This window comes from Streptomyces sp. NPDC006384, from assembly GCF_042870695.1.
GTDB lineage: Bacteria > Actinomycetota > Actinomycetes > Streptomycetales > Streptomycetaceae > Streptomyces.
The window spans coordinates 36,367-61,842 of the sequence record NZ_JBIAHR010000006.1 but is presented as its reverse complement, the minus strand read 5'-3'; the positions used below and the strand labels follow the sequence as shown (position 1 = coordinate 61,842).

Here is a 25,476-nt window from a genome sequence, read left to right as displayed (position 1 = left end):
ACCCGGTGAACCGAACGGTCACCACTGTCGCGGCGCGGCGCTCCCGCCACATCGTTCCGAAGGCGGCACCGCTCTCCGCCGCGCGGCGGGGGAGGACGGGCGGGAACTGCGCCCCGGGGAGGAGGGACGGACGGACGAGGCGCGCAACGAATCGCCGCCGCGTGCCCGGCGGACGCAACGAGCCGCTCACCGGCGCGCAACGGCTGCTTCTTGTCCGGCGGAGTCCGCCGACCGTACCGTCTATCTGGCCCCCGACCCCCTCCCACCGGTGAGGAACACGCATGCGCACCGCCCTGCTCCAGAGCTCCGGCCGACCCGGCTCCACCGCCGAGAACCTCCAGGTCCTCGACGAGGCCGCGGGCCGCGCCGCCGCCGCGGGAGCCGGGCTGCTCGTCACCTCCGAGCTGTTCCTGACCGGGTACGCCATCGGCGACGGCATCGGCCGCCTCGCCGAGGCCGCCGACGGCGAGGCGGCCGACGCGGTTGCCGAGACCGCCGCCCGCCACGGCCTCGCCGTCGCGTACGGCTACCCCGAGCGGGACGGCGAGCGCGTCTTCAACTCCGTCCAGCTGATCTCCGCCGACGGCACCCGCCTCGCCAACTACCGCAAGACCCACCTCTTCGGCTGCTTCGAGCGGGAGCACTTCGTGCCGGGCGAGCAGCCGGTCGTCCAGACCGAGCTGAACGGCCTGACCGTCGGCCTGATGATCTGCTACGACGTCGAGTTCCCGGAGAACGTCCGCGCCCACGCCCTGGCCGGCACCGACCTGCTGCTCGTCCCGACCGCGCAGATGCACCCGTTCCAGTTCGTCGCCGAGTCCGTCGTGCCCGTGCGGGCCTTCGAGAACCAGATGTACGTCGCGTACGTCAACCGGGTCGGCCCGGAGGGCGAGTTCGAGTTCGTCGGGCTCTCCGTGCTCGCCGGGCCCGACGGCACGCCCCGCGCCCGCGCCGGACGTACCGAGGAACTGATCCTCGCCGACGCCGATCCGGCCTTCCTCGCCGCCTCCCGCGAGACCAACCCGTACCTGAAGGACCGCCTCCCCGGTCTCTACGGGTCCCTCGTCTGACCCCCCACCGCCACCCCCGTACCACCTGTGCAAGGAGTCCGTACCCCATGACGTCCACGGTGCCCAACGCGATCGAGCACGCCGACGAGCAGCAGCCGCCGATCACCATGTTCGGCCCGGACTTCCCGTACGCGTACGACGACTTCCTCGCCCACCCGGCGGGCCTCGGCCAGATACCCGCGACCGAGCACGGCACCGAGGTCGCCGTCATCGGCGGCGGTCTGTCCGGCATCGTCGCCGCCTACGAGCTGATGAAGATGGGTCTCAAGCCCGTCGTCTACGAGGCCGACCGGATCGGCGGCCGGCTGCGGACCGTCGGCTTCGACGGCTGTGACGAGTCCCTGACCGCCGAGATGGGCGCGATGCGCTTCCCGCCGTCCTCCACCGCCCTCCAGCACTACATCGACCTCGTGGGCCTGAAGACCCGTCCCTTCCCCAACCCCCTCGCCGAGGCGACCCCCTCGACCGTCGTCGACCTCAAGGGCGAGTCGCACTACGCCGAGACGCTCGACGACCTGCCCCAGGTCTACCGGGACGTCGCCGAGGCCTGGGCCAGGTGCCTGGAGGAGGGCGCCGACTTCTCCGACATGAACCGCGCCCTGCGCGAGCGCGACGTGCCCCGCATCCGCGAGATCTGGTCGAAGCTGGTCGAGAAGCTCGACAACCAGACCTTCTACGGCTTCCTCTGCGAGTCCGAGGCCTTCAAGTCCTTCCGGCACCGCGAGATCTTCGGCCAGGTCGGCTTCGGCACCGGCGGCTGGGACACCGACTTCCCCAACTCCATCCTGGAGATCCTCCGCGTCGTCTACACCGAGGCCGACGACCACCACCGCGGCATCGTCGGCGGCTCCCAGCAGCTGCCGCTGCGCCTGTGGGAGCGCGAGCCGGAGAAGATCGTCCACTGGCCGTACGGCACCTCGCTCGCGAGCCTGCACGAGGGCGGCGAGCCCCGCCCGGCCGTGACCCGCCTGAACCGGACCGCCGGCAACCACATCACCGTGACCGACGCGAACGGCGACATCCGCACCTACCGGGCGGCGATCTTCACCGCCCAGTCCTGGATGCTGCTCTCCAAGGTCGCCTGCGACGACTCGCTCTTCCCGATCGACCACTGGACGGCGATCGAGCGCACCCACTACATGGAGTCCAGCAAGCTCTTCGTGCCCGTGGACCGGCCGTTCTGGCTGGACAAGGACGAGGAGACCGGCCGGGACGTCATGTCGATGACGCTCACCGACCGCATGACCCGCGGCACCTACCTCCTCGACGACGGCCCGGACAAGCCGGCCGTCATCTGCCTCTCCTACACCTGGTGCGACGACAGCCTGAAGTGGCTGCCGCTGTCCGCGAACGAGCGGATGGAGGTCATGCTGAAGTCGCTCGGCGAGATCTACCCGAAGGTCGACATCAGGAAGCACATCATCGGCAACCCGGTGACGGTCTCCTGGGAGAACGAGCCCTACTTCATGGGCGCGTTCAAGGCCAACCTGCCGGGCCACTACCGCTACCAGCGGCGCCTGTTCACACACTTCATGCAGGACCGGCTGCCCGAGGACAAGCGGGGCATCTTCCTGGCCGGCGACGACATCTCCTGGACGGCCGGCTGGGCCGAGGGCGCCGTCCAGACCGCGCTCAACGCGGTCTGGGGCGTCATGCACCACTTCGGCGGCGAGACCGACCCGGCCAACCCCGGCCCGGGCGACCTCTACGACGAGATCGCGCCGGTCGAACTCCCCGAGGACTAGACCCCGGCGCCGGCCGGACCGGCCGGCGCCGGGTCAGTTCCGCAGCGGGGTGAGCAGCATGCGGCCCGCGAAGCCCACCGCCGCGTCCAGCCGCTGGGTGAACTCCCCGGCCACGTCGGGCGTCCGGCGCAGCGCCCACAGCGCGCGGGCCGAGGCCCAGGTGGCCTCGCGGGCGCGCTCCAGGCTCCAGGACCCGAGCAGATGGGTCAGCGGGTCGGCGATCTGCAGGAGGTCGGGGCCCGGCATCAGCTCGTCGCGCACGCGCTCCTCCAGCGACACGAGGAGGTCGCCCACCCGGTCGAACTCGTCCTCCAGGTCGGCGGGTTCGCAGCCGAGCGTACGACAGGTGTCCACCACGGCCAGCGCCAGGTCGTGCCCGATGTGCGCGTTGATGCCCGCCAGCGCGAACTGCAGCGGACGTACGCCGGGATGACGGCGCAACTGGAACAGGGGGCGCCAGCACGCGGGCGGCCGGCGTCCGTTCTCCAGGGCGTCCACGGCGGCCAGGTAGCGCTCCGCGAAGCGCACGTCCAGCGCGGTCGCGGCCCGGGCGTCCGGGAACAGACCTGTGCCGATGTGCCGGCCGACCGCCTCGGTGACGGTCAGGTAGACACGGTTGAAGACGGCCACCCCGTCCCACGCGGGCAGCGCGGAGTCGAGGGCGCGCATCCGGGTCAGGACCGTGTCCACGGTCCGGACGGACGCCGGAACTTGCTCACAGTGCGCCATGGCGGCAGGGTCGCAGCTTTAGGGTGGGAGCAGTGCCGGCGGGCCCGACGCTTCCCCAGAACGGGGGAACGCGCCCGCCGTACGGGAGGGGGGAACGTACGTGTCAGGCCTTCGTGCCCGGCGCCTGGCCGCTCGCAGGTCCGAGCGCAGGCGCGCCGTCCGGCGCAGCGCGATGGTCGCTGCGGCGTCCGTCGTCGTCGCGGTCGGCACCGCGACCGGCATGCTGTCCGCGTTCGGTGAGGACGACGGCGGCGGTGGCGGGGTCGACGAGGCGCGGCCGCTGACGACGAGTTCGCCGCACCCGTCCCCTTCGCCCCACTCCCACTCCCCGTCCCCGTCGCCGACCCCCTCCGTGCCGGCGACACCGTCGGTCTCCGCCTCGCCCTCCGGCACGCGGAAGGCGAGCCCGAGCCCCTCGCCGCGAAGGACCGGGGAGGAGACGCGGACCACCACGGTCTCCGCGCGGCTCTACCGGCACCCCGAGTCCCAGGTCCTCGACTGGGTCCGGGCCAACCCCGGCGACCCGCTCCGGGACGTCATAAAGTCCCGCATAGCCGACCACCCGGCCGCCGTCTGGTTCGCCGACTTCACGCCGGACACCATCACCTCCCGGGTCCGCGCGGTCACCTCGGGCGCGGCCGCGCAGGGCCGGGTGCCGGTCGTCGTGCCGTACGCGATACCCGGCCGGGACTGCGGCGGGCACTCCGAGGGCGGGGCCCCGGACCTCGGCGCCTACGACGCCTGGATCGACCGGTTCGCCGCGGGGCTCGGCTCCGGCGAGGTCATCGTCGTCCTGGAACCCGACTCGGTGGCCCAGGCCGAGTGCCTGTCCGACGGCGAACGGGCCGCCCGCTTCGCCTCCCTGGCCCGCGCCGGGCGCGTCATGAAGGACGCCAACCCGAGGGCGCGCGTCTACTTCGACGCCGGCCACTCCGGCTGGCACGCGCCCGCCAAGCAGGCCCGGTGGCTCAGGCAGGCCGGTGCCGCCTCGGCCGACTCCTCCGACGGCATCTTCAGCAACGTCTCCAACTTCCACACCACCGCCGACGAGATCGCCTACGACCGCGCGGTCCTCGACGCCCTCGGCGGCCCGGCGAGCCTGGGAGCCGTCATCGACACCAGCCGCAACGGCAACGGCGCCCCGCCCGACGGCCAGTGGTGCGATCCCGCCGGCCGCAAGATCGGCCGCACGCCGACCCTGAGCACCGGCATGGGCCGCATCGACGCCTACCTGTGGGTGAAGCTGCCGGGCGAGTCGGACGGCTGCAAGGGCGCCCCGGGCACCTTCACCCCGTCCTACGCCTACGATTTGGCGCGCTGAGAGCCGTCGCCCCCGGTCTCCTCGTCGTACGACGACGTGCCCTCGTCGAGCAGCGGCTGCTGCGTCTTGAGGTGGGCCGGGGCGAAGGCGCGCAGCGCGTGGTAGCCGGTGATGACGACCAGGGTGCCGAGCGCGATGCCGCTGAGGGAGAAGGTGTCGGTGAACTTCATGCTGACGTTGCCGACGCCGATGATGATGCCCGCGGCGGCCGGCACCAGGTTCAGCGGATTGCGCAGGTCCACCTTGGCGTTGACCCAGATCTGCGCGCCGAGCAGGCCGATCATGCCGTAGAGGATGACCGTGATGCCGCCGAGGACGCCGCCGGGGATCGCGGCGACGACCGCGCCGAACTTCGGGCAGAGGCCGAAGAGGAGCGCGAAGCCGGCGGCGGCCCAGTAGGCGGCCGTCGAGTAGACCCGGGTCGCGGCCATCACGCCGATGTTCTCGGAGTAGGTGGTGTTGGGCGGGCCGCCGACCGCGGTGGACAGGATCGAGCCGACGCCGTCCGCGGAGATTGCCGTGCCCAGCTTGTCGTCGAGGGAGTCGCCGGTCATCTCGCCGACCGCCTTGACGTGCCCGGCGTTCTCCGCGACCAGCGCGATGACCACCGGGAGGGCGACCAGGATCGCCGACCACTCGAAGCTCGGCCCGTGGAAGGACGGCAGGCCGATCCAGTCGGCGTGGCCGACGGCGGAGAGGTCCAGCCGCCAGTGGTCGGTGACCCTGCCGCTGCCGTCCACCGAGTGGATCTTCCCGAAGACCTGGTCCAGGGCCCAGGAGAGGGCGTAGCCGAAGACCAGCCCGAGGAAGATCGCGATGCGGGACCAGAAGCCGCGCAGGCAGACCACGGCCAGACCGGTGAACAGCATCACCAGCAGCGCCGTCCACTGGTCCTGCGGCCAGTAGGTGGTGGCGGTGACCGGGGCGAGGTTGAAGCCGATCAGCATGACCACCGCGCCGGTGACGACCGGCGGCATCGCGGCGTGGATGATCCGGGCGCCGAAGCGCTGCACCGCGAGCCCCACCAGGAACAGCGCGACGCCGACGACGAGGACCGCGCCGGTCACCGTGGCGCTGGTGCCGCCCTGCGCCCGGATCACGGCGGCGACACCGACGAAGGACAGCGAGCAGCCGAGGTAGCTGGGCACCCGGCCGCGGGTGGCGAGCAGGAAGATGACGGTCGCCACGCCCGACATCATGATCGCGAGGTTGGGGTCCAGGCCCATCAGGACCGGAGCCACGAAGGACGCCCCGAACATGGCCACCACGTGCTGGGCGCCGAGCCCGGCCGTGCGGGGCCACGAGAGCCGTTCGTCGGGGCGGACCACCGCTCCGGGCGCGGGTACTTTCCCGTCACCGTGCAGCTTCCAGCGCACGCCGAGGTCCATGGTGAGGTTTCGCTTTCTGCCGTGCATGAGGTCTGTCCGCACCATTGTCGGGGGTAGCCGCCCCTGCCACGTCCCGCGGCCCCTCGCTGACCAGCGCCTTCCCCCGGCCACCGTCACTGAGCGTCCGCTTAGGATGGAGGGGTTCCGCCGCACGTGAGCACCACCGAGCAGGACCAGGAGCCCCGCCCGTGACCGCCGAAGCCCCCGCCGCGCCCGCCCTGTCCTACGGCAGACTCGCCCCCGTCACCGTCCACTTCGACGACCTGGACGCCCTCGGCCTGCTGCACAACGCCCGCTACCCCGTGATGGTGGAGCGGGCCTGGGCCGAGCTGTGGACCGAGCACGGCTTCCGCTTCGAGGGCGACTGGACCGCGGCCGGCGACGCCTGCAACGCGGTCAGGGAACTGACGATCACCTATGAGGCGCCGGTCACCCGGCCGGGCGCGTACGCCGTCCACCTCTGGCTGGAGCGGCTCGGCACGACCGGGCTGACGTACGGCTTCCGCTTCTGCTCCGCGGACGGCGCCACCACGTACGCCCGCGGCACCCGGGTGCTGGTCCGCCTCGACCCCGCGACGCTGCGCCCGGCGCCGTGGAGCGAGGCCTTCAGGACTGCCGGCCGGGCACTGCTGCGCCCGGCCCGCTGACCTTCGGCCGCTCGCGGTCGCCGGCCCGCAGCACCTTCGCGAAGACCACCAGGCAGCAGGCCAGCGCGGTGACCAGGCCGAACGACACCATCAGACTCGTCGCCTGAGCCAGACCGCCGATCGCGCTCGGCGCCACCAGGCCCGAGGTGTACGTGATGGTCGCCACGCCCGCGATGGCCAGGCTCGGGTTGGAACCGGCCCGGCCGGCCGCCGCGAAGCACAGCGGGACGACCACGGCGATGCCGAGACCCATCAGCGCGAAGCCGGCCATCGCCACCGCCGGATGCCCGCCGACGACCACGAGCAGGCCGCCGAGCGTGGCCAGCACACCGCTCACCCGGACCGTGCGCACCGCGCCGAACCGGTCCACCACCTTGTCCCCGGCGAGCCGGGCCAGGGCCATGGTGAGCGTGAAGCCCGTCGTGCAGGCCGCCGCCAGTCCGGCCGAGGCCTCCAGCTGGTCCCGCAGATAGACCGCGGACCAGTCCAGGCTCGCGCCCTCGGCGAACACCGCGCAGAACCCGACGGCGCCGATCAGCAGCGCCGACCGGGGCGGCAGCGCGAACCGCGGCGGCGGGTCCTCGTCCTCGGCGGGCTGGATGTCCAGCACCCAGGTGCAGGCCACCAGCCCCGCCGCGGTCAGCACGGCCGCGGCCAGGGCGTGGTGCAGCCGCGCGTCCGAGCCCAGGTGGGCGGCGAGCGTGCCGGCCGCCGAACCGATCAGGGCGCCCACGCTCCACATGCCGTGCAGCCCGGACATGATCGACTTGTCGAGCCGGTTCTCCACCTCGACGCCGAGCGCGTTCATCGCCACGTCCGACATGCCCGCCGAGGCGCCGTACACGAACAGGGCGAGACACAGGGTGAGCAGGTTCGGGGCGAGGGCGGGCAGCACCAGCGCCAGCGTCCACAGGGCGAGCAGACCGCGCAGGGCGGTGCGTGCGCCGAAGCGGTGACTGACGCCGCCGGCCAGCGGCATGGCGACGGAGGCGCCGAGCGCGGGGAAGGCGAGCGCCAGTCCCAGCTGGCCCGCGCTGACCCCGGCGTGGTCCTGGATCCACGGCACCCGGGTCGCGAACGAGCCGGTGACCGCGCCGTGCACGGCGAACACGGCCGCCACGGCGTACCGGGCACGCCTCACCCGGCCGTGCGCACAGACCACTGCGCTCATTCTCGGTTCCTCCGTCGGATCCGTGTCCACTGCTCCGTCTTCGTCGCGCCGCGTAAACTATCAGGAAGCCTGCCTGATAGATAGGGAGTATTCTCCGCGGACCCCGCGACCGCAGATCTGGAAGGATCCCGGCATGCCCGCATCACCGAGCACCGCCCGGGCCATCAACGACCGGCTCGCCCTGCGACTGCTCCAGCAGGAGGGCCCGTTGACGGCGGGGCGGCTGAAGCAGCTGACCGGTCTGTCCCGGCCCACGGTCGCCGACCTCGTCGAACGCCTCATCGCCTCCGGACTGGTCGAGGTGGTGGGGGAGTCGGGCGAGCAGCGCCGCGGCCCCAACGCCAAGCTGTACGGCATCGTCGCCGGCCGCGCGTACCTCGCCGCCCTCGACGTGCGGACCGAGAGCGTCGCCGTGCTGGTGTCCGACCTGCTCGGCCGCGTCCTCGCCGAGGTGTCCGGGCCGATCGGTGACGACACCGGGACGGGGTCCGCGGTGGAGCAGGCGGTGAGCCTGGTCGAGCGGGCGGCGAAGGAGGCGGGCGCCGGCCGGCTGCACACCGTCGGCATCGGCGCGCCCGGACTGATCGACCCGGTCAGCGGCGAACTCCGCGACTCCACGGGCCTGCCCGCGTGGCACCGACGGCTGACGGCCGCCCTTCAGGACAGGTTCCCCGAGGCGCGGATCGGCGTCGAGAACGAGACCAACCTGGCCGCCCTGGCCGAGCAGCGCGACGGGGCGGCCCGGGGCCGGGACACGTTCGTCCTGCTCTGGCTCGGCCTCGGCATCGGCGCCGCGGTCGTCCTCGACGGCACGCTGCGCCGGGGCGTCTCCGGCGGCGCGGGCGAGATCGGCTTCATGCCGGTGCCGGGCACCGCGGGCCTGCCGTCGGCCACCGACTGCGACGGCGGGTTCCACTCCGTGGCCGGTGCGGCGGCGGTGAGCGCGCTGGCGGCGGAACACGGGGTGACGGCCGTGCCCGAGGGGCCCGAGCCGCATGCCGCCGCGCTGGTACGGGAGGCGGTGCGCCGGTCGGCCACGGCCCCGGGGGCCGCCCGCTTCCTGGACGCCCTCGCCGACCGGGTCGCCCTCGGCGCGGCCGCTGTCGTCTCCGTCCTGGACCCCGGCTGCGTGGTGCTGGCCGGCGAGGTCGGCCGCGCCGGCGCCGACGCGCTCGCCGCCCGCGTCCAGGACCGCCTCACCCGGATGTCGCCGCTGGCCACCGAGGTGCGGGCCACCGCACTGGGCGGCGGCGCCGTCCTGCGTGGGGCACTGCTGACCGCCCGGGACCGCGCCCAGGACGAACTGTTCGCGCCGCCGGAGCGGTAGCCCGCGACGTTCTGCGGTCCGGGCGAGGGGGTGGGGGCCGCCCGTCCGGTGCGCCGGGCCGACGGAGAGCCTGTCGCCGCCGTCCGCGTGCGCGAAGGCGTAGTTGATGTGGGTGAGACCCTGTCCCAGGGGATGTCCGAGGCCAGGTAGGCCGGCTTGCCGTCCTTGCCGGTGCGCCAGGCCGTGAAGTGGCCGATCACCCGGCGCGGATGGTCCGCGCCCATCCTCTCCCGGCCCCCGGCGTCGTACCCCGAGCAGTAGGGGACGTCGACGCCAGGGAGCCGGTACAGGCCGTCGGGACGACAGCTCTCCTGGCCGGCGGCCCGGTCGGGCCGCCGGGACGCGGTGGGATCGCGCTGGAGGAACGCTCTGTGAGTCACTCCACACGCTCCGGCCGCATGGAGGGTGATCGGGCGTGGCAGACTGGCCCTGTACCAGAAGCAGCGCACTCCGGGGTCGGTGAAAGTCCGAACCGGCGGTTACAGTCCGCGACCCGGTCGCCTCCAGCGACCGGTTGACCAGGTGAAATTCCTGGACCGACGGTTAAAGTCCGGATGGGAGGCAGTGCGCGGCGGGCGAGCACACGTGCGCGCCGCCGATCTCTGGGCCCGCCCGTCACGGGTGGGCCCGTCCGGCGTCGTTCCCGGTGTCCTTGCTCGCGGTCCCTGTCGTTCACGACAGCCCCGGAGTCCGTGCCCGAAGAGGCAGGAGGACCCGGGAAGTGTTCACCGGAATCGTCGAAGAACTGGGCGAGATCACCGCCGTCGAGACCCTCGACGACGCCTGCCGCTTCCGCGTGCGCGGCCCCGCGGTCACCGAAGGGGCACGGCACGGCGACTCCATCGCCGTCAACGGCGTCTGCCTCACCGTCGTCGACCACGAGGGCGACGAGTTCACCGCCGACGTGATGGCGGAGACCCTGAACCGCTCCAGCCTGGGCGTCCTCACCACCGGCTCCCGCGTCAACCTGGAACGCCCCACCGCCGTCGGCGCCCGCCTCGGCGGACACATCGTGCAGGGCCACGTCGACGGCACCGGCGAGATCCTGGAGCGCAAGCCCTCCGAGCACTGGGAGCTCGTGAAGATCTCCCTGCCCGCAGGCCTCGCCCGCTACGTCGTGGAGAAGGGCTCCATCACCGTCGACGGCATCAGCCTCACCGTCGTCGACGCCGGCCCCGACTTCTTCACGGTCAGCCTCATCCCCACCACCCTCGCCCTGACCACGCTCGGCATCAAACAGCCCGGCGACCCGGTCAACCTCGAGGTGGACGTCATCGCCAAGTACGTCGAGCGCCTGCTCGGCACCCAGGGGGGCACCCGGTGAACTGGCTCAACTCCGAGGCGTTCGTCCTCTTCGGCCAGCACATCAAGTGGTCGGACATGATCGGCAACGTGATCGGCCTGCTCGGCCTCGCACTCGGCTGGCGGCGCTCGATCTGGACCTGGCCCGTGCAGTTCGTCTCCGGCCTGATCCTCTTCGCCGCCTTCGCCACCGCCCACCTCTCCGGCAGCGCCGGCAAGCAGGTCGTCGTCATGGTCGTCGCCGCGTGGGGCTTCTGGCAGTGGAACCGCGGCCGGCGGCAGACCCAGGACGGCTCCATCGCCGTCCGCTTCGCCACCTGGCGCGAACGCGTCGCCCTGCTCGGCGTCGCCGCCCTCGGCACGCTCGCCGTCGGCGGCCTGTTCACCGCCTTCCCGACCCTGTCCTGGGATCCCTGGCCGGACGCGTACATCTTCGTCGGCACCGTCGTCGCGATGTACGCCCAGGCGCGCGGCATGGTCGAGTTCTGGTTCGCCTGGCTGCTGGTCGACCTGGTCGGCGTCCCGCTGAACTTCGCCAACGGCTTCGCCTTCTCCGGCTTCGTCTACGTCGTCTACGGCGCGCTCGTCCTGTGGGGCCTGCGCGACTGGTGGCTGCGCTCCCGCACCGCGGCGCGGCCCGTCCCGGAAGGAGCGCCCGCATGAGCACGGCACCCGTCCTCTACAGCACCGACGGCCCCGAGGACCTGTTCCTCGACCCCGTCGAGCAGGCTGTCGCCGACATCGCCGCCGGCCGCCCGGTCGTCGTCGTCGACGACGAGGACCGCGAGAACGAGGGCGACCTCGTCATCGCCGCCGAGAAGGCGACCGAGGAGATCGTCGCCTTCATGATGAGCGAGTGCCGCGGCCTGATCTGCGCCCCCATGGAGGGCGACGAACTGGACCGCCTCCGCCTGCCGCAGATGGTCGACGACAACACCGAGTCGATGAAGACCGCCTTCACCGTCTCCGTCGACGCCACCGCCGCCCACGGCGTCAGCACCGGCATCTCCGCCTCCGACCGCGCCACCACCCTCCGGCTCCTGGCGGGCGGCACCGCCGAGCCCGACGACCTCGTCCGCCCCGGCCACATCTTCCCGCTGCGCGCCCGCTCCGGCGGCGTCCTCGCCCGCAACGGCCACACCGAAGCCGCCGTCGACCTCGCCCGCCTCGCGGGCCTGCGCCCGGCCGGCGCCATCGTCGAGATCGCCGGCGAGGACGGGCGCATGCTGCGCCTGCCCGAGCTGATCCCGTTCGCCCGCAAGCACGGCCTGACGATCATCTCCATCGAGGACCTGATCGCCTACCGCCGCAGCGCCGAGCCCACCGTCCGCCGCGAGGCCGAGGTCCACCTGCCCACCCGGCACGGCGAGTTCACCGCGTACGGCTACCGCTCCACCGTCGACGGCGTCGAGCACGTCGCCCTCGTCCACGGCGAGATCGGCGACGGGAAGGACGTCCTGGTCCGTATCCACTCCGAGTGCCTCACCGGCGACGTCTTCGGCTCCCAGCGCTGCGACTGCGGCCCCCAGCTCGACGCCTCCCTGGACCGCATCCAGGCCGAGGGCAGGGGAGTGGTGGTCTACCTGCGCGGCCACGAGGGACGCGGCATCGGCCTGATGTCCAAGCTGCGCGCCTACGAACTCCAGGAACGAGGCCGCGACACCCTCGACGCCAACCTGGAGCTCGGCCTGCCCGCCGACGCCCGCGACTACGGCGCCGGCGCCCAGATCCTGGCCGACCTCGGCGTGCGTGACGTACGGCTGATGACCAACAACCCCGACAAGCGCGACGCGCTCGAACGGCACGGCATCCGGGTCACCGGCCGCGAGCCGATGCCGGTCCAGGCCGGCGAGCACAACCTCCGTTACCTGCGCACCAAGCGGGACCGGATGGGACACGACCTGCCCTGGCTGGACACCACGCCCGTGTCCACCTGCGGCAACCAGTAAGCAGCGGCGAGCAGAGAAGCGAGGAGACACGTGAGCGGCAAGGGTGCACCGGAGCTGTCCGTACGCAATGTGGGTGACCTGAGGGTCGCCGTCATCGCGTCGCTGTGGCACGACAAGGTGATGGACGGACTGGTGGACGGCGCCCTGCGCGCCCTGCACGAGCTGGGGATCGACGAGCCGACCCTGCTCAGGGTCCCCGGCAGCTTCGAGCTCCCGGTGGTCGCCAAGGTCCTCGCCGGCCGCGGCTACGACGCGATCGTCGCCCTCGGCGTCGTCATCCGCGGCGGCACCCCGCACTTCGACTACGTGTGCCAGGGCGTGACCCAGGGCCTCGTCCAGGTATCCGTCGACACCGGCGTCCCCGTCGGCTTCGGCGTCCTCACCTGCGACACCGAGGAGCAGGCCCTGGACCGGGCCGGCCTCGAGGGCTCCAGCGAGGACAAGGGCCACGAGGCGGTCACCGCGGCCGTCGCCACCGCGGCCACGCTGCGTTCAGTATCCGAACCGTGGCGCTAGGCCGCCCGGCACTACGCGTAAAGTGGGCGGCACCATGTCCAAGAAGACTTTCGAGGAGCTCTTCACCGAGCTCCAGCACAAGGCCGCAAGCGGCGACCCCGCCACCTCCCGCACCGCCGAACTGGTGGACAAGGGGGTCCATGCCATCGGCAAGAAGGTCGTCGAGGAGGCCGCCGAGGTCTGGATGGCCGCCGAGTACGAGGGCAAGGACGCGGCGGCCGAGGAGATCTCCCAGCTGCTGTACCACGTCCAGGTGATGATGGTCGCCCGCGGCATCTCCCTGGACGACGTCTACGCCCACCTGTAGAGCCGGACCCCCTTCTTCTCCACCCCTTCACACAAAGGAAGCCGACCTCATGCTGCGCATCGCCGTCCCCAACAAGGGTTCCCTGTCAGGCCCCGCGGGGGAGATGCTGCATGAGGCCGGCTACCGGCAGCGCCGCGAGTCCAAGGAACTGCGGATCGTCGACCCGGTCAACGAGGTGGAGTTCTTCTACCTCCGCCCCCGCGACATCGCGATCTACGTCTCCTCCGGGAAGCTCGACATCGGCATCACCGGCCGCGACCTGCTGGTCGACTCCGGCGCCGACGCCGAGGAGATCCTCCCGCTCGGCTTCGCCCGCTCCACCTTCCGCTTCGCCGCCAAGCCGGGCACCGCGACCGGCATCGACGACCTCAAGGGCAGGACGGTCGCCACCTCCTACGAGGGCATCGTCGCGGGCCACCTCGCCGAGCACGGCGTCGACGCCGCCGTCGTCCACCTCGACGGCGCCGTCGAGACCGCCATCGAGCTCGGGGTCGCCGAGGTCATCGCCGACGTCGTCGAGACCGGCACCTCGCTGCGCAACGCCGGCCTGGAGGTCTTCGGCGAGCCCATCATGACGTCCGAGGCGGTCGTGATCCGCCGCACCGGAGCCGACGCGGAGGACCCCAAGGTCCAGCAGTTCCTGCGCCGCCTCCAGGGCGTCCTGGTGGCCCGGACCTACGTGATGATGGACTACGACTGCCGCGTCGAGCAGCTGGAGAAGGCCGTCGCCCTCACCCCCGGCCTGGAGTCCCCGACCGTCTCCCCGCTGCACAACGAGGGCTGGGTCGCGGTCCGCGCGATGGTCCCCTCCAAGGACGCCCAGCGGATCATGGACGACCTGTACGACATCGGCGCCCGGGCCATCCTGACCACGGCCATCCACGCCTGCCGTCTGTGACCCGCGGTCGCTGACCCGCCGCCCCTGACCGTCGTTCCTCCAGCATGACCCGGAGCACACCCACCATGTCGGACGCACCGTCGGGCGCCGGACCGGACCTGCCCGCCCTGCCCGTCACCTTCCGGCCGGGCCGCACCCGCGCCGTCCTCCTCGTCCTGGCCGTCGCCGCCCTGGTGACCGTCACGACGGTCGGCATGCTGCTGCCGGGCCTCGCCCCGGCGGAGCGCATCAGCTTCGCGCTGACCGCCCTCGTCATGGCCGGCGTCCTCCTGCTGCTGGCCCGGCCCAAGGTCGTCGCCGACGAGACCGGCGTCACCGTCGTCAACCTGACGAGGGTGCGGCGTCTGGAATGGCCGGAGATCCTCCGCGTCAACCTCCGTCAGGGCGACCCGTGGGTGTTCCTCGACCTCAGCGACGGCACCAGCCTGCCCGCCCTCGGCATCCAGCCGGGCATCGCCAAGCAGCGCGCCATCGCCGACGCCCGGGCCCTGCGTGCCCTGGTGGACGCCCGTTCCGCCACCGGCCCCGAGGCACCGCGCGACTGACCCCGCACCCCGGGCGGAACGCCTCCGGCCGCGTGCCGGGCACCGGCACGGAGGCGTCCGCCCTGCCGCACACGCCCTTTCCGTGATTAATCTGAGAACGGAGTCGCGGCCGTCGCGGCTCCGCCCCTTCGCCCCGCCCGGTGCGCGGGGGTTCCTGCTACCCGAGGAGTGACTCCCTCCGGCGATGGACGGACCGTCCTGCAGTATCTGCGCCGCCCCCTGCCGACATGACGCGGACCGCACCCGCGAGGCGCGCGTCCCCGCACAGGCGGCGGCAACATGACCACCCCCCTGCTGCTCCTGGCAGCCGCGTTCCTGCTGATCCTGGCCAACGGCTTCTTCGTCGCGGCCGAGTTCGGGCTCGTCACCGTCGAACGGCCGGACGCCGAACAGGCCGCCGCCGACGGCGACCGGCGAGCCCGCCGGGTCGTCGAGTCCCTCAAGGAGCTGTCCTTCCAGCTCTCCGGCACCCAGCTCGGCATCACCCTCACCTCCCTCGTCGTCGGCATGCTCGCCCAGCCGGCCCTCGCCCGGCTCCTGGACGGCCCGTTCACCGCGATCGGCGTCCCCGAAGGCGCCGTGCCCGGTGCGGCGGTCGTCGTCGGCATGCTGCTGGCCTCGGCCGTGCAGATGGTGATCGGCGAGCTGGTGCCCAAGAACTGGGCCGTGTCCAGGCCGTTGCAGGTCGCGCGCTTCGTCGCCGGCCCGCAGCACGTCTTCGCCCGGCTGTTCCGCCCGGTGATCGCCGCGCTGAACACCGTCGCCAACCGGCTCGTGCGCATGCTCGGCGTCGAGCCGGCCGAGGAACTGGCCTCCGCCCGCACCCCCGGCGAACTGGTCTCCCTCGCCCGGCACTCCGCCCGCGCCGGCGCCCTCGAACAGGACACCGCCGACCTCTTCGTACGGACCCTGTCGCTGGGCGGGCTGACCGCACAGCACGTCATGACCCCGCGCGTGAAGGTCAGCGCCCTGCACTCCTCGGCCACCGCCGAGGACGTGGTCAACCTGACCCGCGCCACCGGACTGTCCCGCTTCCCCGTCTACCGGGAGAAGATCGACGAGATCGTCGGCATGGTCCACCTCAAGGACGCCCTCGCGGTACCCGCGCACGGCCGGCTGCGCACCCCCGCCGCCCGCATCGCCCGCCCGGCCCTGCTCGTCCCCGAGACCCTCCCGGTACGGCCGCTGCTCACCCGCCTGCGCAGCGAACAGCCCATCGCGGTCGTCGTCGACGAGTACGGCGGCACCGCCGGCGTCGTCACCCTGGAGGACATCGTCGAGGAGATCGTCGGCGAGGTCCGCGACGAGCACGACGGACTGGACGTCCCCGAACTCGCCCCCGCCCCGCCCGAGGACGGCAACCCCGCCTGGGACGCCGACGGCAGCTGCCGCGTCGACGCCCTGCGCCGCATCGGCCTGGAAGCCCCCGAGGGGCCGTACGAGACGGTGGCCGGCCTGGTCGCCGACCTGCTCGGCCGCATCCCGGCCGTCGGCGACCGCGCCGAACTGCCCGGCTGGCGGCTCTCGGTCCGCCAGGTCGGCCACTACCGTGCCGAACGGATACGGCTGGTGCGCACGGCGCCGGTCCCCGCGCTGGAGACCGCCCGGTGAGCGCCCTGCAACTCCTGTTCGCCGCACTGCTCGTGCTGGCCAACGGTTTCTTCGTCGGCGCCGAGTTCGCCCTCGTCTCCGTACGCCGCAGCCAGATCGAACCCCTCGGCACCGCCCGCGCCCGGCAGGTGCTGTACGGGCTGGAACGGCTGCCGCAGATGATGGCCGCCGCCCAGTTCGGCATCACCGTCTGCTCGCTGACGCTCGGCGCGGTCGCCGAACCCACGGTCGCCCACCTGCTGGAGCCGGTCTTCGCGTGGATCCACCTGCCGCACGGCATGATCCATCCGCTCGGCTACGCCGTCGCGCTGGCCGCCGTCGTCTTCTGCCACCTCGTCATCGGCGAGATGGTCCCGAAGAACCTCGCGATGGCCGCCCCGGAGAGGACCGCCCTGTGGCTGAGCCCCGGCCTGGTCGCCTTCGCCCGCCTCTGCAAGCCGGTCACCCTCGCCCTCGGCGCCTGCGCCCGGGGCATCCTGCGGCTGTTCCGCGTCGAGCCGAAGGACGAGGTCGAGGCCGTCTTCACCAGTGAGCAGCTCAACCGGCTGGTCGAGGACGCCGGCCAGGCCGGCCTGCTCGACCCCGAGGAACAGGAACGCCTGGAGGACGCCCTGGAACTGGGCTCCCGCCCGGTGACGGACGTACTCCTCGGACGCGACCGCCTGGTCACGGTCAGCCCCTCGGTCACCCCGGAGGAGGTCGTCGGCCTCACCGCCCGCACCGGGTACTCGCGCTTCCCGGTCGCGGCGGACACCGGCGCCTTCATGGGCTACCTGCACGTCAAGGACGTCCTGGACCTGGAGGACTCCGGCCGCGCGGTGCCCCAGCGGCTGTGGCGCCCGATGACGACGCTCCGCCCGGAACTCCCGCTCGACGACGCCCTCACCGTCATGCGCCGCGCCGCGACCCACCTCGCCCAGGTGGCCGACGCGTCCGGGAAGGTGCTGGGCCTGGTCGCCCTGGAGGACGTCCTCGAACTCCTCGTGGGCGAAGTACGCGACCCGGCCCACCGCGAGCCCCCGCCACTGACAGGACAACGCCCGCCCACGACTCCGGAACAGGCCCTGGCAACCTGACCGCCGCCACAGCGGCCCCCAGCGGGGCGAGCGAGAACCCACCCGGTCGCCGGCCTCGGCAGGCGGCACCCGCCGGCGCCGCCCGGCCCCGTCCCCTCACACCCCCGGAGGGGCCTGCGGACCCCGCCCCGACAGCACCTCCCCGTACGCCTGCATCAGATCCGGCAACCGCAACGTCGCCAGATCGTCCCGCGTCAGCTCCCCCGAGTACCCCGACAACCGCAGATCCCGGTACGCGCAGCTCTTCTCGTACAGCGTCCGCAGGAACCGCCCGTTCCCCAGCTCGTCGATCCACCCCTGGTCGACCACGTGCCCGGCGATCGACCGCAGCTCGTCGAGCGCCTCCTCGTCCCACACGTCCCCGTTCTCCGCGGCGAGCACCTCCCCGATGGCGGTCAGCTCCAGCGGCCGGTACGACGGGAAGTCCACCCGCGTCGTGAACCGGGACGACAGCCCGGGGTTGGCCGCCAGCAGACGGTCCATGCCCTCCGGATAGCCGGCGAGGATCACCACCAGGTGATCGCGGTTGTCCTCCGCCCGCTTCAGCAGCACCTGCAGCGCCTCGTCTCCGTACGCGTCGCCCTTGCCGTACCCCGCGTTGGACAGCGAGTACGCCTCGTCGACGAAGAGCACTCCGCCGAGCGCCGAGTCGATCAGTTCGTTGGCCTTCACGGCCGTCTGGCCCAGGTACTCACCGACGAGGTCGGCTCGCTGCGCCTCCACGAGATGGTCACCGCCTAGCAGGCCGAGGGCGTAGAAGACGCGGCCCAGGATGCGGGCCACGGTGGTCTTGCCGGTGCCGGAGGGGCCCGAGAAGACGAAGTGACGTTTGGGCGGCTGGACCGGCAGCCCCTGCCCGGCCCGCAGCCGCGCCATGTTGAGCTGCGCGGACAGGGCCTTGACCTGACGCTTCACCGGATCCAGGCCCACCATGCGCTCCAGTTCGGCGAGCGCGTCCTCCAGCAACGCGGGGTCCGTGGGCCCGGCGGGCAGGGAGGGGCCCGGCGCGGCGGCCCTCTCGCGCACCGGAGGACCGGTCGGCGAGGGCAGTGCGGCGGACGGCGGCTGCGGATCGGAGAGCTTGAGGCCCCGTTCCTCCACGCCGAGGAACGGATCGAGTCCGTCGGGCCCGTCCAGGCCGTCCGCTCCGGCACCGGCCGCGGCCGGCCCCGCCAGGTCGGCCGCCTCGTCGTACCCGTCACCCTCTGAGATCGCCGCCAGCCGCGCCGAGGTGTCCATGAAGCCCGGGTCGACTCGGTGCACGGCCCGGTACAGGGGCAGCGCCGCGGCACTGCGGCCCGTGCCCTCGTGGGCCCGCGCCAGCCAGTACCGCAGCTCCTTGCGCTGCGGCTGCTCGCTGCGGCACCGCATGAGGGCCGCCGACAGCAGCGGCTCGGCCTGTCCGTACATCTCCAGCCGCACCCGGGCCATGCCGCCGAACAGGCCGGCCTCGATGCCGAGCAGCGGGTCGCCGGTCAGCGGGTCGGTGTGCCGGACGAGCTGTTCCCAGTCCTTGACGAGATAGGCGCGGCAGGCGTGCAGAAAACGCACCTGGGGGTCGGTGTCCACCGGCGGCAGCCCGGCCAACGCGCGGTCCAGCTCCGGGACATGGCGTCCGTCCAGCCAGTGCGAGGCGTGCGCGAGCAGCAGGTCGCGCGTGGTCTCCAGCACGGGCTGGACCCACCAGCCCAGCCAGTACCAGGAGTTGAGCGTACGACGGTACCGGGTGCGCTGCTCGCCGAAGCGGTCGCGGTGCCGGAACATCCTGAGCAGCGCGTTCGTGGTGTCGACGCGCAGCGCGTGCAGGCCCAGCCAGGCGTCGGCCATCGCGGGGTCGATGCGCACCGCGGCCCGGAACTCCTCCTCCGCCTGCGGGTAGGCCCCCACCGTGTAGGCGTCCACGCCGCGCAGCCAGGCGAGGTCGGCCGGGGCCTGCGGGCCCTGCGTGCCGAAGTCCATCACGTCCCCCACGAACCGTGCCCCCGTCGGTACGCCGCCGGGTCGTCACCCGTCGGCCCGTACTCCAACCGCTCTGCGTACGGCCGGAGTTGCAAGGTGCGTGCAACAGTCGTACGCAGGTCGCACCGAGGGGCATCGTACCCGCGGCCGTGTTCCCGCCGAAGGTGCCGGGAAGGGCCGTTTGCCGAGGTGGAGGCGGAGGGGGCGCAGACGGGGCGGTGACCCAGCGTGAGTGCGCCATGCCGTGGAGCGTCCGGAAAGCGAGGAATGAGGGCAGAACGAAGCCCCCGGTCACGGGGGAACAACCGGGGGCTTCGTGCTCACGGGCGGCTCGGAATCACCGCACATTGAGAACGTAAGACCTGTACGACCCCGGGGTCAAGCGAAGTTGGGGCACTGTGGCGCGTCGCGGGGAAGCCGTCTTCACGGAATCAACACAATGCGGAAGGTCCGTCACCCTGCGTGAGGGACGCGCCCGGGCCTGCGTTTCCCGCGGGCCCCGGCAGCACCTCGTACCCCTGGTCCCTCTGCCGTACCAGCAGGTGCGCGAAGGGGCGCGTGGGGTCGTCGGCGAAGTGCCGGCGCTCCGCCGGGATCCACTCGTCCCAGAAGGTCCGCTGTTCCGCCCCGTCGCGCGCCCTGCCGCGGCTCCACGCCTCCTCGGGCTCCAGCTCCATCCAGAGCAGCAGGGCCAGATGCGGGCGCAGGGCCCGGCGTCCGGCACCGACCCCCTCGACCAGGACGACCGGTGCGGGCGGCAGTGCCCGGGGCGCGGTGAAGCGCCGGGCCCGCCAGTCGTAGGGCGCGTACCGCGCGGTGCCGCCGTGCCGCAGGGGCCCGAGCACCTGGTCCGTCAGACGTGCCGTCCAGTCGAACAGCTCGTCGTGGCTGGCCACGTCGTCGAGGTGCAGCACCGGCGCACCGCCCAGCGCGACGGCCAGCCGCCCGGTGAACGTCGACTTCCCGGACCCCGCGTGTCCGTCCACGCCGACGAGGCGCACGGGCCCGCAGGAGGGGGGCAGCCGGCGGATCCGGGCGGCGAGGCCGTGCATGGCGAGTCCTGGGCGGGGAGGAGGGGGACGGGCGTCGTTCGCCCAGCACTCTAACCGCGCCCGCGCGCTCCGGAGCACGGCCGTCCGCGCCCGCACGGCACCCGTGTGCATGGCGTGGCGTGTGCGGGGGTGCTGGCGGGAGCGGCGGCCTGCGGCCATAGTTGGCGCACATCCGTGCAACGGTCCCGCCCGACGCGCACACCCTGGGGGTCATCCGCCCATGAACAGAGCCGAACAGCCGTCCCGTAGAACGGTCCTGGCCGCCGCCGTCGCCGCAGCGACCGCCGTGACCGGTGCGGCGGTCCCGTCCGGCGCCGAGGCCGCCCCGGCCGCCGGCCCGGACGCCGCGGACCCCGAACGCACCCACCGTCCGGTCGACAACCGGGCCTGGGTCACCTTCCACGACTGGTGCGGCGGCACAGGCCGGGGCACCAGACCCGTCGCGGGCGCCCGGCCCGGCGTCGTCATCGCCGCCCCGGCCGGCACCACCGCCTACACCGATCCGCACACCGGCGGGACGGCCGACTGGGAGTACGCGACCTGGACCTCGCCCGAACACCGGCTCGCCGTGCCCTCGACGGAGCTCATCGCCTCCTGGAACGCGCACACCCCGGCCGGCACCTGGATCCAGACCGAGCTGAGGGGCACCTACTCCGACGGCACAAAGACGCCCTGGTACGTGATGGGGCGCTGGGCGGCCGGCGACCAGGACATCAAGCGGACCTCCGTCGACGGCCAGAGCGACGGCAGGAGCAGCGTCTGGACGGACACCCTCTCCCTCGACGACGCCTCCACCGGCCTGCGCCTGGTGTCCTGCCGGATCAGACTCACCCTCCACCGCCGCCCCGGCACGAGGCTCACGCCCACCGTCCACCGGATCGGCGTGATGGGCTCCGACGTCCCCGACCGCTTCACGGTCCCGGCCTCCCGGCCCGGCCACACCGGCGAACTGCGCGTCCCGCGCTACTCGCAGGAGATCCACAAGGGCCGCTACCCCGAGTACGACAACGGCGGCGAGGCCTGGTGCAGCCCGACCTCCTCGCAGATGGTCGTCGAGTACTGGGGCGGCCGGCTCACCGAGGAACAACTGGCCTGGGTCGATCCGTCGTACACCGACCCCCAGGTCTGCCACGCGGCCCGGTACACGTACGACCACCAGTACGCCGGTTGCGGCAACTGGCCCTTCAACGCCGCCTACGCGGCCACCTTCGAGGGCCTGCAGGGCGTGGTCACCCGCCTCGGCTCCCTCACCGACCTGGAGACGCTGATCGCGGCCGGCATCCCGGTCATCACGTCCCAGTCCTTCCTCGAGGAGGAGCTGACCGGGGCCGGTTACGGCACCGCGGGTCACCTGATGACCGTGACCGGCTTCACCGCCGACGGCGACGTCGTCGCCAACGACCCCGCCTCACCGGACAACGAGGCCGTACGCCGGGTCTACAGGCGCCGCGAGTGGGAGAACATCTGGCTGCGCACCAAGCGGTACAACGCGAGCGGCAAGGTCGTCTCCGGCACCGGAGGCGTCTGCTACCTGTACTTCCCGGCGCGTCCCGACCCCCGCCGGCGCAGGGCGCTCGCGGCGGTGGGCGTGCGCTGACCCCCGTCCCCGAACACCGGCCCCGCCCCCGGTGCGCACCGCGCCGGGGGCGGGGCCCTGTGAGGAACGTCTCCGCCACGAAAGCCGCTCCCAGTGGCAAAGTGGACAGGGTTCCGGGGGGATCCCAGCAGTCGTCGAGAGCAGCGAGAAGTCATGACCGCACACACCGCCACCGCCACCCGCGTCCGCACCGGCGGTCCCGAGGACGACGGCCCGAAGATCGTCGAGCACATCGCGGGCTGGACCCTCGTCGTGGTGTTCGCGATGCTCGTGGTCCAGCTCGGCCTGTTCTGACGCGACCCTCGTGCGACCTGCGCCACGCCCCGGCCTCGTCGCCATCGGGCGCACGTCGTTCGCCGACACGTCGTACGACGCGCTCCCGACGGACGACACCACCCGCCCGGCGCGTGTCGCCAAGAGCCTGATCCACCACTGCTTCCGGTCCGGGCGGGGCTGTTACCCGGCGATCATCCAGGATCCGGCCGCCGGTCCGGTCACCACCGCGGTGGGCGGCACCGAACCGCCGGCGGCGGAGCGCGTCCACCGCACCACCGGCGGGTGTCTGTCCCGCGCCGAGCCCGGCCAGGCCGCCCGCCGCGCCGCCGTCGTCAGCGGCGGCGTCGGCTTCGACGCCGAGGTGCGGGCCGTCCGCGACGGAGTGCGCGAGGCGATCGTCGGGACCGTCGCCGAGAGCGCGTACGACCCCACGGACACCGGCCCGCCGCCCCCTCCGCGTCCCGTGCCGGGCCCGGCCCGGCGCGCAAGCCGGAAACTTCCCGAAGTGAGCGCTCGTTAACTGGTGACTCCATGCCTCCGATCGGGCATACTCACAGCGCACAGCCGCTGGTCAGCCGCTTCCGCGACCCGGGAGTGCGAGCATCGGCCAGGCCGAACGACCCGGCGGAGCCGCCTCCACCCAAGGCGCACGTCCGCCGATGTGCCCGACAGGGAGGAGAGCGTCGCCATGCCCGACCGCGCCCCGCAGCCGGTGGACCGGCAACTGCCCACGGACGAGGCCCGGGACCTGATCTCGCTCGTCCGCGACATCGCCCAGCGCGAGATCGCCCCGCACGCGGCCGAGGAGGAGGACGCCGGACGCTTCCCGCGCGAGGTCTTCGCCCTGCTCTCCGACTCGGGCCTGCTCGGCCTGCCCTACGACGCCGAGCACGGCGGCGGGGACCAGCCCTACGAGGTATACCTCCAGGTCCTCGAGGAGCTCGCCGCGGCCCGGCTCACCGTCGGCCTCGGCGTCAGCGTGCACACCCTCGCCTCCTACGCGCTCGCCGCGTACGGCACCAAGGAGCAGCGGGCCGAGCACCTGCCCGCGATGCTCGGCGGAGGCATGCTCGGCGCCTACTGCCTGTCCGAGCCCGCCTCCGGCTCGGACGCCGCCTCCCTGCGCACCAAGGCGGTGCGCGACGGCGACGACTGGGTGATCACCGGCACCAAGGCGTGGATCACCCACGGAGGGATCGCCGACTTCTACACCGTCATGGCGCGCACCGGGCAGGACGGCCCGCGCGGCATCACCGCGTTCCTGGTGCCCGGCGACGCCGACGGCCTGAGCGCCGCGGTGCCGGAGAAGAAGATGGGCCTCAAGGGCTCACCCACCGCGCAGGTCCACCTCGACGGCGTGCGGGTCCCCGACGCCCGGCGCATCGGCGAGGAGGGACAGGGGTTCGCGATCGCCCTGTCCGCGCTCGAGTCCGGACGGCTCGGCATCGCCGCCTGCGCGATCGGCGTCGCCCGGGCCGCGCTGGACGAGGCGGTGTCCTACGCGGGCGAGCGACGGCAGTTCGGCAGACCGATCGCCGACTTCCAGGGGCTGCGCTTCATGCTCGCCGACATGGCGACCCAGGTCGAGGCCGGCCGCGCCCTGTACCTGACGGCGGCACGGCTGCGCGACGCGGGACTGCCCTTCGGCAAGCAGGCGGCCATGGCCAAGCTGTACTGCACCGACGCGGCGATGCGGGTCACCACCGATGCCGTGCAGATTCTCGGCGGCTACGGCTACACCGCGGACTTCCCGGCCGAGCGCTACATGCGCGAGGCCAAGGTCCTGCAGATCGTCGAGGGCACCAACCAGATCCAGCGGATGGTCATCGCCCGTCATCTCGCGGGGCCCGAGGAACGCTGAAGGTGCCGGTGACGCTGAAGTCGCCACCGGACACGACGTCGCCGGCTCCGTGCGGGGGCGCCGCGAGCCTGAGCCACTCGGGATCGTGGCGCCCCGGCAGGGTGCGGCCACGGTCGGCCCAGGTCCGCATCAGCTCACGGTAGATCGGCGGATCCGGGAGCTGTGGTGCCGGCGGGGCCATGCCCGTCGGCACCGGCACGAACGCACGGCGCCGGCTCCCGGTGGCCGAGTGCGTGGGAGTCATACCCGGGCAACGTGGCGAAGCGCGGACAGGTCACCGGCCGACGGAATCGAGCGTACGTCCACGAGGTCCGCCGCCCGGCCCTCCGTGACCGCTCCGCCGCGGCGTCCGGGCGGGGCGTCCTGCCGGGCCCGGACGCACGGGCACGCTCCCGGCTGCCCGGCCCGGCGGTCCCGCCCGCGCCACGGCACTCGAGGCCATGGCGCGGCGACAGGGGTGGCTCCGTGCGCAGGCGCTGCGCGCCGGGGCGCGGCCGCTCAGGCGGCCTGGCGCCGCATCACCGGCATGCGCATCGGGCGCGAGCCCGGGCCGCCGACGTGGGAGAAGGGCTGCGTCCGCCAGTCGAGGCCGCGCGGGAGCGTCAGCAGCAGGGCGGTGTCCTGCTCGTGCGGCTCGAAGGACTCGTCCGCCGGACGGGCGTCGTCGGCCCTGCGGCCGGTGCCGGCGCAGACGGTGAGGCCGAAGGGATCCCACGGCGAGGCGCACAGCGCGTGCTCCGGCAGCACCTCCTCGTCCGCGAGCAGGGCGATGGGCTGCGCGCAGTCCGGGCAGATCACCCGGTACATCTCGAAGGTGTCGTAGGCGTCGAGCTCCTCGTCGTCGAAGGCGTCGGGATCGACGCCCTCCGGCACGGACTCGACGACCGGCTGCTGCCGCTTGGGCGCGGTACGACCAGGGCGCTTAAGACTCTGCATGGGATTCTCCCCCTCGGGCTGGGCCGTGACGGCACTGCGGTCTCGGCCACAGCAAGCACTTCCCGCCGGATCTCACGAGTAATCACGGGAACATCACGGAGAAGGACCAACGTGTGTGGCGTTCGTCACATGCCACGCGCAGGTGTCCGGTGCGGTGGTTTTGTCCCCGCCGGAGCACCGGCCGGCGCCCTCC

Annotated in this window: 25 protein-coding genes, 1 pseudogene and 1 riboswitch; of the genes and pseudogenes, 18 read left to right on the top strand and 8 right to left on the bottom strand. The window is 72.9% G+C overall.

Features of this window, described 5'->3' with window-relative positions; all coding sequences use genetic code 11:
* Positions 1 to 281: 281 nt before the first annotated feature.
* Positions 282 to 1,070, top strand: coding sequence for a carbon-nitrogen hydrolase family protein (locus tag ACFYOJ_RS09505; protein ID WP_356556869.1), 789 nt, complete (start codon positions 282 to 284; stop codon positions 1,068 to 1,070).
* A gap of 47 nt (positions 1,071 to 1,117) precedes the next feature.
* Positions 1,118 to 2,815, top strand: a complete 1,698-nt coding sequence (locus ACFYOJ_RS09500) for an NAD(P)/FAD-dependent oxidoreductase (protein ID WP_356556868.1) — start codon at positions 1,118 to 1,120, stop codon at positions 2,813 to 2,815.
* A 33-nt stretch (positions 2,816 to 2,848) separates the two neighbouring features.
* Here the strand turns inward: ACFYOJ_RS09500 and ACFYOJ_RS09495 are convergent, their stop codons facing one another.
* Entirely contained in the window at positions 2,849 to 3,544 is a 696-nt protein-coding gene (locus tag ACFYOJ_RS09495; protein ID WP_356556867.1) for a DUF5995 family protein, read from the bottom strand.
* Between the two features lie 172 nt (positions 3,545 to 3,716).
* Here ACFYOJ_RS09495 and ACFYOJ_RS09490 point away from each other — a divergent pair, with 172 nt between their 5' ends.
* A complete protein-coding gene (locus ACFYOJ_RS09490) occupies positions 3,717 to 4,865 on the top strand; it encodes a glycoside hydrolase family 6 protein (RefSeq protein WP_356556894.1) in 1,149 nt (382 codons plus the stop codon).
* On the opposite strand, the gene ACFYOJ_RS09485 is transcribed toward ACFYOJ_RS09490, so the two are convergent.
* Positions 4,847 to 6,253 carry a solute carrier family 23 protein gene (locus tag ACFYOJ_RS09485; RefSeq protein ID WP_356556893.1) on the bottom strand — a complete coding sequence of 469 codons (1,407 nt, stop codon included), beginning with the start codon at positions 6,251 to 6,253 and terminating at the stop codon, positions 4,847 to 4,849. The two genes, ACFYOJ_RS09490 and ACFYOJ_RS09485, sit on opposite strands and share 19 nt — an antisense overlap.
* Before the next feature lie 188 nt (positions 6,254 to 6,441).
* Here ACFYOJ_RS09485 and ACFYOJ_RS09480 point away from each other — a divergent pair, with 188 nt between their 5' ends.
* Positions 6,442 to 6,900 (top strand): hotdog domain-containing protein, encoded by a 459-nt coding sequence (locus tag ACFYOJ_RS09480; RefSeq protein WP_356556866.1) that lies wholly within the window; start codon positions 6,442 to 6,444, stop codon positions 6,898 to 6,900.
* Here ACFYOJ_RS09480 and ACFYOJ_RS09475 read toward each other — a convergent pair.
* Positions 6,860 to 8,071, bottom strand: coding sequence for an MFS transporter (locus ACFYOJ_RS09475; RefSeq protein ID WP_356556865.1), 1,212 nt, complete (start codon positions 8,069 to 8,071; stop codon positions 6,860 to 6,862). The genes ACFYOJ_RS09480 and ACFYOJ_RS09475 overlap by 41 nt on opposite strands.
* Before the next feature lie 133 nt (positions 8,072 to 8,204).
* Here ACFYOJ_RS09475 and ACFYOJ_RS09470 point away from each other — a divergent pair, with 133 nt between their 5' ends.
* Complete coding sequence (locus tag ACFYOJ_RS09470) at positions 8,205 to 9,398, top strand: ROK family transcriptional regulator (protein WP_356556864.1); 1,194 nt, start codon at positions 8,205 to 8,207, stop codon at positions 9,396 to 9,398.
* 57 nt (positions 9,399 to 9,455) lie between these two features.
* Here the strand turns inward: ACFYOJ_RS09470 and ACFYOJ_RS09465 are convergent.
* Positions 9,456 to 9,778 (bottom strand): annotated as a pseudogene (locus ACFYOJ_RS09465) (hypothetical protein); the annotation flags it as partial.
* Positions 9,779 to 9,839: 61 nt separating this feature from the next.
* Positions 9,840 to 9,970: riboswitch (FMN riboswitch) on the top strand.
* Between the two features lie 149 nt (positions 9,971 to 10,119).
* On the opposite strand from ACFYOJ_RS09465, the gene ACFYOJ_RS09460 reads away from it, so the two are divergent.
* From ACFYOJ_RS09460 to ACFYOJ_RS09420, 9 genes are all read left to right on the top strand, one after another.
* Complete coding sequence (locus ACFYOJ_RS09460) at positions 10,120 to 10,722, top strand: riboflavin synthase (RefSeq protein ID WP_356556863.1); 603 nt, start codon at positions 10,120 to 10,122, stop codon at positions 10,720 to 10,722.
* Entirely contained in the window at positions 10,719 to 11,363 is a 645-nt protein-coding gene (locus ACFYOJ_RS09455; RefSeq protein ID WP_356556862.1) for a nicotinamide mononucleotide transporter family protein, read from the top strand. The genes ACFYOJ_RS09460 and ACFYOJ_RS09455 overlap by 4 nt, the downstream gene beginning before the upstream one ends.
* Entirely contained in the window at positions 11,360 to 12,649 is a 1,290-nt protein-coding gene (locus tag ACFYOJ_RS09450) for a bifunctional 3,4-dihydroxy-2-butanone-4-phosphate synthase/GTP cyclohydrolase II (protein ID WP_356556861.1), read from the top strand. The genes ACFYOJ_RS09455 and ACFYOJ_RS09450 overlap by 4 nt, the downstream gene beginning before the upstream one ends.
* Before the next feature lie 30 nt (positions 12,650 to 12,679).
* Positions 12,680 to 13,165, top strand: coding sequence for a 6,7-dimethyl-8-ribityllumazine synthase (gene ribH, locus ACFYOJ_RS09445; RefSeq protein WP_077797805.1), 486 nt, complete (start codon positions 12,680 to 12,682; stop codon positions 13,163 to 13,165).
* Positions 13,166 to 13,199: 34 nt separating this feature from the next.
* A complete protein-coding gene (locus tag ACFYOJ_RS09440) occupies positions 13,200 to 13,472 on the top strand; it encodes a phosphoribosyl-ATP diphosphatase (RefSeq protein WP_059299784.1) in 273 nt (90 codons plus the stop codon).
* 49 nt (positions 13,473 to 13,521) lie between these two features.
* A complete protein-coding gene (hisG, locus tag ACFYOJ_RS09435; protein ID WP_356556860.1) occupies positions 13,522 to 14,370 on the top strand; it encodes an ATP phosphoribosyltransferase in 849 nt (282 codons plus the stop codon).
* Positions 14,371 to 14,435: 65 nt separating this feature from the next.
* A complete protein-coding gene (locus tag ACFYOJ_RS09430; RefSeq protein WP_356556859.1) occupies positions 14,436 to 14,915 on the top strand; it encodes a PH domain-containing protein in 480 nt (159 codons plus the stop codon).
* A 279-nt stretch (positions 14,916 to 15,194) separates the two neighbouring features.
* Positions 15,195 to 16,526, top strand: coding sequence for a hemolysin family protein (locus ACFYOJ_RS09425; RefSeq protein ID WP_356556858.1), 1,332 nt, complete (start codon positions 15,195 to 15,197; stop codon positions 16,524 to 16,526).
* Positions 16,523 to 17,602, top strand: a complete 1,080-nt coding sequence (locus tag ACFYOJ_RS09420) for a hemolysin family protein (protein ID WP_356556857.1) — start codon at positions 16,523 to 16,525, stop codon at positions 17,600 to 17,602. The genes ACFYOJ_RS09425 and ACFYOJ_RS09420 overlap by 4 nt, the downstream gene beginning before the upstream one ends.
* 96 nt (positions 17,603 to 17,698) lie before the next feature.
* Here the strand turns inward: ACFYOJ_RS09420 and ACFYOJ_RS09415 are convergent, their stop codons facing one another.
* On the bottom strand, positions 17,699 to 19,561 hold the full coding sequence (locus tag ACFYOJ_RS09415) for an AAA family ATPase (RefSeq protein WP_356556856.1): 1,863 nt from the start codon (positions 19,559 to 19,561) through the stop codon (positions 17,699 to 17,701).
* 431 nt (positions 19,562 to 19,992) lie between these two features.
* A complete protein-coding gene (locus ACFYOJ_RS09410; protein WP_356556855.1) occupies positions 19,993 to 20,613 on the bottom strand; it encodes a hypothetical protein in 621 nt (206 codons plus the stop codon).
* A 220-nt stretch (positions 20,614 to 20,833) separates the two neighbouring features.
* Here ACFYOJ_RS09410 and ACFYOJ_RS09405 point away from each other — a divergent pair, with 220 nt between their 5' ends.
* The 4 genes from ACFYOJ_RS09405 to ACFYOJ_RS09390 all read left to right on the top strand — a co-directional run bounded on the left by ACFYOJ_RS09405 (position 20,834) and on the right by ACFYOJ_RS09390 (position 24,347).
* Complete coding sequence (locus ACFYOJ_RS09405) at positions 20,834 to 22,210, top strand: peptidase C39 family protein (RefSeq protein WP_356556854.1); 1,377 nt, start codon at positions 20,834 to 20,836, stop codon at positions 22,208 to 22,210.
* Positions 22,211 to 22,363: 153 nt separating this feature from the next.
* Positions 22,364 to 22,504, top strand: a complete 141-nt coding sequence (locus tag ACFYOJ_RS09400) for an SCO1431 family membrane protein (protein ID WP_356556853.1) — start codon at positions 22,364 to 22,366, stop codon at positions 22,502 to 22,504.
* A gap of 10 nt (positions 22,505 to 22,514) precedes the next feature.
* A complete protein-coding gene (locus tag ACFYOJ_RS09395) occupies positions 22,515 to 23,006 on the top strand; it encodes a hypothetical protein (RefSeq protein ID WP_388596458.1) in 492 nt (163 codons plus the stop codon).
* Positions 23,007 to 23,174: 168 nt separating this feature from the next.
* Positions 23,175 to 24,347, top strand: coding sequence for an acyl-CoA dehydrogenase family protein (locus tag ACFYOJ_RS09390; RefSeq protein ID WP_356556852.1), 1,173 nt, complete (start codon positions 23,175 to 23,177; stop codon positions 24,345 to 24,347).
* Here ACFYOJ_RS09390 and ACFYOJ_RS09385 read toward each other — a convergent pair.
* Together ACFYOJ_RS09385 and ACFYOJ_RS09380 are read right to left on the bottom strand one after the other, a co-directional pair.
* Entirely contained in the window at positions 24,310 to 24,591 is a 282-nt protein-coding gene (locus tag ACFYOJ_RS09385; RefSeq protein WP_356556851.1) for a hypothetical protein, read from the bottom strand. The two genes, ACFYOJ_RS09390 and ACFYOJ_RS09385, sit on opposite strands and share 38 nt — an antisense overlap.
* Positions 24,592 to 24,845: 254 nt before the next feature.
* Positions 24,846 to 25,283: a hypothetical protein gene (locus ACFYOJ_RS09380; RefSeq protein ID WP_356556850.1), complete on the bottom strand. Its 438-nt coding sequence runs from the start codon at positions 25,281 to 25,283 to the stop codon at positions 24,846 to 24,848.
* Positions 25,284 to 25,476 lie beyond the last annotated feature (193 nt).